This is a genomic window from Streptomyces sp. DvalAA-14, from assembly GCF_900091855.1.
Taxonomy (GTDB): domain Bacteria; phylum Actinomycetota; class Actinomycetes; order Streptomycetales; family Streptomycetaceae; genus Actinacidiphila.
Genome location: NZ_FMCH01000151.1, coordinates 1 through 7,609 on the forward strand (window position 1 = coordinate 1; position 7,609 = coordinate 7,609).

The window sequence follows — 7,609 nt, forward strand, 5'->3', positions numbered from 1 at the left end:
GCGCTGGCCGGGGCCGGCCACCAGGTGCGGGCGCTGGAGTGGTTCGAGCTGTGGTCGGGGCCGTGGGGGTGGGCGGCCCAGCCGGTGGTCCGGGCCTGCGGGGGCGCGGCTCCGGGCTGGCCGGCCGCGATCGCCCTGCTGCTCGCGGCGACCGGCGCCGCGGTCGTACAGGCGTACCGGGACGCGGCCCGGGTGCCGACGGCGCAGCTGCGTTCGCGGGCGGCCACCGCGACGACGGTGGCCTCGGTGATGTGGTCGATGGAACTGCGCGCCGCCAAGCTGGCGCTGATGGAGGCCGGCGGCGGTGATCCGACCCGTTCGCTGCGGCTGCCGCCGCCGCGCAGCCGCTACCTGGTGGTGGTCTGGCGGGACCTGCTGACCTTGCTGCGCACGCCCGGGCGGCTGGGCCGGGCCGCTTTGTGGGCGGCCTGCGCCGCCGCGGCGGTCGGCTTCGGCGCGGATCTGGGCGGTGAACGCCGGGTCGTCGGGCTGGTGGTGGGCCTGCTGTGCGGCTACTTCGCGGTGGGCGCGCTGGCCGAGCCGGCCCGGCTGGAGACCGACGATGTGCGGCGCGGGGCCTGGTCGCCGTTCCGCTTCCGCACGTTGATGCTCCAGCACGGGGTGGTGCCGGCGGTGCTGGGGGCCGCGCTGGGCGTGCTGGTGGCGGTGCCGTTCGCGGTGCACGGGTCGCCGTGGGCGCTGCTGCTGATGCCGTTGTGCGCGCCGCCGTTCACCGCGGCGGCGCTGTACGGGGCGTGCCGCGGGCCGGCCCGCACCCAGTTGATGTTCCTGGGCGGCGGCTCGCCGGTCGGCGGACCCGGCCCGCTGATCTTCCTGGCCTGGTACGCGGCGGGCCCGCTGATCTCCATCACCGTGCTGGCCTTCGCCCTCGGACACCGGGTGACACCGCTCACCCTCGCCCTCGTCTCGGCGGCCGTGACCGCCGTCCTCCTGGCCCGGGTGGCGACCGCCGCCGACAAACTCATCGGCCGCCCCGCCACCCCACGCTGACCGTCCCGGGGCCGCGCCGTACCGGGGGCGCCGGGGTCCCCCTGGACGGAGTCCGCGGCTGGGGCGCGGTCCTTTCCCGGGCCCCGGCCCGGCGGGGGTGCCGTTTGAGGGGCGCGGGGAACTGCGCGGCCGGCCGGGGCGTGGCCTGGGGGTCGTCACCGGCCTGAAGGGGCTGTTGCTGTCGTGTCCGGTTCACCGGCCGGCGGTCCGGAAAGGACCGCACCCCTCACCCCCACCGCCGCCGGAACACAAAGGTGCCCCGCACCACCCTGAGGCGGTGCGGGGCACCCGGTGCCCGGACTCAGCCCCCCGAGAGGGGGACCGTGCCCGGGCAGGCAGCCCGCCGAGGGCTACTTGTTGATCTTGGTGACCTGGCCGGCGCCGACCGTCCGCCCACCCTCGCGGATGGCGAACTTCAGGCCCTCCTCCATGGCGATCGGCTGGATCAGCTGAACGCTCATGGCGGTGTTGTCGCCCGGCATGACCATCTCGGTGCCCTCGGGGAGGGTCACCACGCCCGTCACGTCCGTGGTACGGAAGTAGAACTGCGGGCGGTAGTTGTTGAAGAACGGCGTGTGACGGCCGCCCTCGTCCTTGGACAGGATGTACGCCTGCGCCTCGAACTCGGTGTGCGGGGTGACCGTGCCCGGCTTGATGATGACCTGGCCGCGCTCGACGTCCTCGCGCTTGATGCCACGAAGCAGCAGACCGACGTTCTCACCGGCCTGGCCCTCGTCGAGCAGCTTGCGGAACATCTCGATACCGGTGACCGTGGTGGTGGTCTTCTCGGTCTTGATGCCGATGATGTCGACGGTCTCGTTGACCTTCAGCACACCGCGCTCGATACGACCGGTGACGACGGTGCCACGACCGGTGATCGTGAAGACGTCCTCGATCGGCATCAAGAACGGCTTCTCGATGTCACGGGCGGGGGTGGGGATCGCCTCGTCCACAGCGGCCATCAGGCCGAGCAGCTTCTCGCCCCACTCCTTGTCGCCCTCGAGCGCCTTGAGCGCGGAGACACGCACGACCGGCAGGTCGTCGCCCGGGAACTCGTACTCGGAGAGCAGCTCGCGGACCTCGAGCTCGACGAGCTCCAGGATCTCCTCGTCGTCCACCATGTCGGCCTTGTTCAGGGCGACGACGATGTAGGGGACGCCGACCTGGCGGGCCAGGAGCACGTGCTCCTTGGTCTGCGGCATCGGGCCGTCGGTCGCGGCGACCACCAGGATCGCGCCGTCCATCTGGGCGGCACCGGTGATCATGTTCTTGATGTAGTCCGCGTGACCGGGGCAGTCGACGTGGGCGTAGTGACGCGACTCGGTCTGGTACTCGACATGCGCGATGGAGATGGTGATACCGCGCTGGCGCTCCTCAGGAGCCTTGTCGATCTGGTCGAAGGCCGAAGCCTCGTTCAGGTCCGGGTACGCGTCATGCAGCACCTTGGTGATCGCCGCGGTAAGGGTCGTCTTACCGTGGTCGATGTGACCGATGGTGCCGATGTTGACGTGCGGCTTAGTCCGCTCGAACTTCGCCTTCGCCACTGGGGTCCTCCTGGGAGTGGATCTGTACGCCTTGCTTCATCGGCGCCAGGTGATCTTTGCTGGGATGCGGACTACCGGGGCATTCCGCCCTGCAAGACGGCGGAATGCCCCGAAAGCCTGCTGTCAAGCCTAGAGCAGGTGTTACTCGCCCTTGGCCTTCGCGATGATCTCCTCGGCGACGTTCCGCGGAACCTCGGCGTAGGAGTCGAACTGCATGGAGTAGCTGGCTCGGCCTGAGGTCTTCGACCGCAGGTCACCGACGTAGCCGAACATCTCCGACAGCGGAACCAGGCCCTTGACGACCCGGGCACCGCTGCGCTCGTCCATGGCCAGGATCTGGCCGCGGCGGGAGTTGAGGTCGCCGATGACGTCGCCCATGTAGTCCTCGGGGGTGGTGACCTCGACGGCCATCATCGGTTCGAGAAGCACGGGGCTCGCCCTGCGGGCACCCTCCTTGAACGCCTGCGATCCGGCGATCTTGAACGCCAGTTCGGAGGAGTCAACCTCGTGGTAGCCGCCGTCGAGCAGGGTGACGCGAACGCCCACCATCTCGTAGCCGGCCAGGATGCCGAACTTCATGGCTTCCTGCGCGCCCGCGTCCACCGAGGGGATGTACTCCCGGGGGATGCGGCCACCGGTGACCTTGTTGACGAACTCGTAGGTGGCGTCGCCACCTTCGAGCGGCTCGAGCATGATCTGCACCTTGGCGAACTGACCGGTACCACCGGTCTGCTTCTTGTGGGTGTAGTCAATGCGCTCGACGGTCTTGCGGATGGTCTCGCGGTAAGCGACCTGGGGCTTGCCGACGTTGGCCTCGACCTTGAACTCACGGCGCATCCGGTCGACCAGCACCTCGAGGTGCAGTTCGCCCATGCCGCCGATGATCGTCTGGCCGGTCTCCTCGTCGGAGTGCACCTGGAAGGAGGGGTCCTCCTCGGCGAGCCGCTGGATGGCGACACCCAGCTTCTCCTGGTCGCCCTTGGACTTGGGCTCGATGGCGACCTGGATGACCGGCGCCGGGAAGTCCATGGACTCCAGGATCACCGGCTGCTTGTCGTCGCTCAGCGTCTCACCGGTGGTGGTCTGCTTCAGGCCCATCACGGCGACGATGTCGCCGGCGCCCACCGACTCGATCTCCTCACGCTTGTTCGCGTGCATGCGGTAGATCTTGCCGATGCGCTCCTTCTTGCCCTTCACCGAGTTCAGCACGGCCGAACCCGCCTCGAGGCGACCGGAGTAGATCCGGATGAAGGTGAGCTTGCCCAGGTGCGGGTCGCTCATGATCTTGAACGCCAGGGCGGACAGCGGCTCGTCGTCCGACGGCCGGCGCGTCACGATCTCCTCGGCGTTGTTGACCGCGTGGCCTTCCACGGAGTCGACGTCGACCGGGGAGGGGAGGTAGCGCACGACCGCGTCGAGCAGCGGCTGGACACCCTTGTTCTTGAACGCGCTGCCGCAGAACACCGGGGTGACGGTGGTGCCGCCGCCCTTGCCGGAGTGGATGGTGATCCGGCGGATGGCCTCGTAGAGCTGCTCCTCGGAGGGCTCGGTGCCCTCCAGGTACAGCTCCATCATCGCGTCGTCGTTCTCCGCGACGGCTTCCAGCAGCTTGCCGCGCCACTCGTCGGCCGCTTCGGTGTGCGTGGCCGGGATGTCGACGACGTCGTACATCTCGCCCTTGGTCGCCTCGGCGGACCACACGAGAGCCTTCATGGTGACGAGGTCGACGACGCCCTTGAAGTCGGCCTCGGCGCCGATCGGGATCTGCATCACGATCGGGGTCGCGCCGAGGCGGTCCACGATCATGTCGACGCAGCGGTGGAACTCGGCGCCGGTGCGGTCGAGCTTGTTGACGAAGCAGATACGGGGCACGCCGTAGCGGTCGGCCTGCCGCCAGACCGTCTCCGACTGCGGTTCCACACCGGCGACACCGTCGAACACGGTGACCGCGCCGTCGAGGACGCGGAGCGAACGCTCCACCTCGACGGTGAAGTCCACGTGACCGGGGGTGTCGATGATGTTGATGGTGTGGTCGACGTCGTCGAGCGGCCAGTGACAGGTCGTCGCGGCGGACGTGATCGTGATGCCGCGCTCCTGCTCCTGCTCCATCCAGTCCATGGTGGCTGCGCCGTCGTGGACTTCACCGATCTTGTAGGAGACACCGGTGTAGAACAGGATCCGCTCGGTGGTCGTCGTCTTGCCCGCGTCGATGTGGGCCATGATCCCGATGTTGCGGACCCTGGCCAGGTCAAGCGAAGTGGTGGCCATAGTGGCTCAGTCTTCTCTCGGTCTCGATGTGGGTGGTGACTACCAGCGGTAGTGCGCGAAGGCCTTGTTGGACTCGGCCATCTTGTGCGTGTCCTCGCGGCGCTTCACCGAAGCACCCAGGCCATTGCTGGCGTCGAGGATCTCGTTCATCAGGCGCTCGGTCATGGTCTTCTCGCGGCGGGCGCGGGAGTATCCGACCATCCAGCGCAGCGCCAGCGTGTTCTGGCGGCCCGGACGGACCTCGACCGGCACCTGGTAGGTCGCGCCGCCGACGCGGCGGGACTTGACCTCGAGGGTCGGCTTGATGTTCTCCAGCGCGCGCTTCAGCGTGATGACCGGGTCGGCGCCGGCCTTCTCGCGCACACCTTCGAGCGCGCCGTACACGATGCGCTCGGCGGTGGAGCGCTTGCCGTGCAGGAGGATCTTGTTGACCAGCGACGTCACCAGCGGGGAGCCGTAAACCGGGTCGATGATGACCGGGCGCTTCGGGGCGGGGCCCTTACGAGGCATGCTTACTTCTCCTTCTTGGCGCCGTAGCGGCTGCGGGCCTGCTTGCGGTTCTTGACGCCCTGGGTGTCGAGAGAACCACGGATGATCTTGTAGCGAACACCCGGCAGGTCCTTCACACGGCCGCCGCGGACGAGCACGATGGAGTGCTCCTGCAGGTTGTGGCCCTCACCCGGGATGTAAGCGGTGACTTCGATGCCACTGGTCAAACGCACACGCGCGACCTTGCGGAGCGCCGAGTTCGGCTTCTTCGGGGTGGTCGTGTAGACACGCGTGCACACGCCACGGCGCTGCGGGGAACCCTTCAGCGCGGGCGTCTTGTTCTTCTCGACCTTGTCCTGCCGGCCTTTCCGGACCAGCTGCTGGATCGTAGGCACCGTTTCTCCGGTTTCTGTGTGCCGATCTCGATAAATCTAACCTGGGGACCGACCCACGCGGTCGGGTGTGTCGCGGACCCCGCACGTATCCGAACCAACGGAGAAGCACGTATGTCAGGTGCCGCGGCCTCGGTGTCCCCGCGCGGTCGCATGGCACGCGCAAGAACCCGGGCACACCCCAGGCACAAGATGAGAGCGTACCTATCGCATCCGCTGCGGTCAAAACAAATGGACTCAGCCCCTGACCACCGGAAAAACTCAGCGACGGGCGGCCGCCGGCCGCGGGCCGGACGGATTCCGGTCTCCCCCGGCACCGGGCTGTACTACTGTGGTCCGCCCTCGGACGGGCCGCGACGCGGGGAGCTTCGCTGATGACTGGCACAGGTGATCCGGACCGGGGCGCGCCGGGGTACCGCGAGGCGGTGTACGACCTGCCGCGGGAGCAGGCCGGCACCCTGGACGACCGGGTCCCCTTCCTGGCCCGGCTGGAGGGCGAGGACCGCACCGCGCTGCTCGAGTTGGGCCGCCGCCTGCAGTACGCCCCCCGCGCGACGCTGGTGACCCAGGACGAACCCCCGGCGCACGTCCTGCTGCTGCTGACCGGCTGGACCAAGGTCACCCGCTCCGCGGCCAACGGCTACGAGGCCCTGCTCGCGTTACGGGGCCCGGGCGACATCGTCGGCGAGGCGTCCGCGGTCAGCGGCCGCCCGCGCTCGGCGACGGTGACCGCCCTGGAGCAGGTCGACGTGGTCGCCATCGCCCGGGAGCCGTTCCTCGCCTACCTGGCCGGCTCGCCGGCCGTGTCCCTGCAGCTCCTCGGCCTGACCGCCGACCGGACCCGGGCCAGCGACCGGCGCCGGGTGGAACTCGGCGCCCTCGGCGTCCGGGAACGGCTGGCGATCCTGCTGCTGGAACTGGCCCGGACGCACGGCGAGCAGGTCCCCGAGGGCACCCGGCTCACCACCGGGCTGAGCCAGCACGAACTCGCCGGGTCGGTCGGGGCGTCGCGCGAGGCGGTGGCGCGGCTGCTGGCCGGACTGCGCAAGCGCGGCATCGTCAGCACCAGCCGCCGGGGTCTGGTCATCGTCCGGCCGGAGCAACTGCGCCGGATCGGCCGCGGCGAGTAGACGGAGAGTAGCCGGCCGGAAACGGAGCCGGCACCGGCCGGGCCTTGTGTGCACTCTGTCACAAACGCTCTGTGTCAACGTGCCTCCCACCTCCCGGGGCCCTGGGGGAGAGTGCTGCCGACACAGTCGAGCGCCCGAGGGGCACCCATGACGGAACCCGTGAACCGCACCATCCTGCTGCTCGACATCGAGCGTTTCAGCAAACGCGACGACGTGGAGCAGGCGTTCCTGCGCCGGGCCCTCGCCTCCGTCGCCGAGGACACCCTCGCCGCGGCCGGCGTGGAGGGGCCGCAGCAGTACCGCGAGGACCGCGGCGACGCGCTGATCATCCTGATCGGTGCCGAGGTCGCGAAGGCGGCGCTGCTGCGGGCGCTGCTCACCACCACCCCGGACACGCTGCGCGAGTACAACCGCTTCGCCGCCAGCAGTACGCAGATGCGGTTACGGATCGTGCTGGCCGCCGGCGAGGTCGCGCACGACCCGCGCGCGGGCACCGTCGGCGGACTCGTCGGCCACGACCTCAATCAGGCCTGCCGACTGCTGGACGCCCCGGTCCTGCGGGACGCCCTGCGGCAGCGGCCGGCGGACGACAGCGTGCTGTGCGTGTCCACGCCGGTCTACGAGGGCGTGGTCCGGCACGGGCCACCGGGGGCTGCGCAAGGAGGAGTTCCACCGGGTCGCGGTGACGGTGAAGGAGGACCACCTCGACGCGTGGCTGCACGGGCCGGTCCCGGAGGGCCACGGCGGCGCCGACGGCGCCCACGCGGCGGCGCCC

6 protein-coding genes and 1 pseudogene are annotated in these 7,609 nt (G+C 69.7%); 3 read left to right on the top strand and 4 right to left on the bottom strand.

The genetic code is table 11. The annotated features are described in order from the left end of the window. Positions 1 to 1,011, top strand: a pseudogene (locus tag GA0115240_RS36690) (hypothetical protein); the annotation flags it as partial. 350 nt (positions 1,012 to 1,361) lie between these two features. Here the strand turns inward: GA0115240_RS36690 and tuf are convergent. The 4 genes from tuf to rpsL form a co-directional block, all read right to left on the bottom strand. Continuing rightward, positions 1,362 to 2,555, bottom strand: a complete 1,194-nt coding sequence (gene tuf / locus GA0115240_RS07190) for an elongation factor Tu (RefSeq protein WP_093735820.1) — start codon at positions 2,553 to 2,555, stop codon at positions 1,362 to 1,364. Positions 2,556 to 2,696: 141 nt separating this feature from the next. Further along, positions 2,697 to 4,823, bottom strand: a complete 2,127-nt coding sequence (fusA, locus tag GA0115240_RS07195) for an elongation factor G (protein WP_093735821.1) — start codon at positions 4,821 to 4,823, stop codon at positions 2,697 to 2,699. A gap of 39 nt (positions 4,824 to 4,862) precedes the next feature. Further along, positions 4,863 to 5,333 carry a 30S ribosomal protein S7 gene (gene rpsG / locus GA0115240_RS07200; RefSeq protein WP_073492360.1) on the bottom strand — a complete coding sequence of 157 codons (471 nt, stop codon included), beginning with the start codon at positions 5,331 to 5,333 and terminating at the stop codon, positions 4,863 to 4,865. Between the two features lie 2 nt (positions 5,334 to 5,335). Then, the gene (rpsL, locus tag GA0115240_RS07205; protein ID WP_014144289.1) at positions 5,336 to 5,707 is read right to left on the bottom strand and encodes a 30S ribosomal protein S12; all 372 of its coding nucleotides are present in this window, start codon (positions 5,705 to 5,707) and stop codon (positions 5,336 to 5,338) included. A gap of 371 nt (positions 5,708 to 6,078) precedes the next feature. On the opposite strand from rpsL, the gene GA0115240_RS07210 reads away from it, so the two are divergent. Then, on the top strand, positions 6,079 to 6,834 hold the full coding sequence (locus tag GA0115240_RS07210; protein WP_093735822.1) for a Crp/Fnr family transcriptional regulator: 756 nt from the start codon (positions 6,079 to 6,081) through the stop codon (positions 6,832 to 6,834). Between the two features lie 147 nt (positions 6,835 to 6,981). Further along, positions 6,982 to 7,609: hypothetical protein (locus GA0115240_RS07215; RefSeq protein ID WP_237554678.1), on the top strand; the 628-nt coding region annotated here is incomplete at its 3' end.